This is a genomic window from Lysinibacillus sp. GbtcB16 (assembly GCF_019091145.1).
In the GTDB taxonomy this organism is placed as follows: Bacteria; Bacillota; Bacilli; order Bacillales_A; family Planococcaceae; genus Lysinibacillus; species Lysinibacillus fusiformis.
Genome location: NZ_JAGXJV010000180.1, coordinates 1 through 364 on the forward strand (window position 1 = coordinate 1; position 364 = coordinate 364).

1 pseudogene is annotated in these 364 nt (G+C 37.9%); it reads right to left on the reverse strand.

The window, feature by feature from the left end:
- Positions 1-345 (reverse strand): annotated as a pseudogene (locus tag KVT27_RS23900) (hypothetical protein); the annotation flags it as partial.
- Between the last annotated feature and the right edge of the window lie 19 nt (positions 346-364).

Sequence of the window (364 nt, forward strand, 5' to 3'; positions counted from 1 at the left end):
TGTTGTGTCTATTGGATCAGTCCCTAAATCAATCGTAACACTTTCCCCGCCTTTCCACTCTTCGAATAAAATAACATCTGAAGGTACAGAACCACCGCCTCCACCGTTTAATTTTAAATTCGCTACATCTTTCTCTAATATTCCAATAATTTCTGAATTATTTTCCGACTTTGTCTTTGCGACTTCAGCTATTTCTTTTACCGCTAAAATCCCCGCAATGTCAACGCCTTTAAGTTTTTCCCCGGCTTCAATTGCTTTTTGGATAATACCCATTTCGTTGGCGGATTCAATTGCACCTACTGCCATATACGATTCCTCTACATAAATCCTAAATTTTCTCGTCACAATATTTGAGTCTTTATCT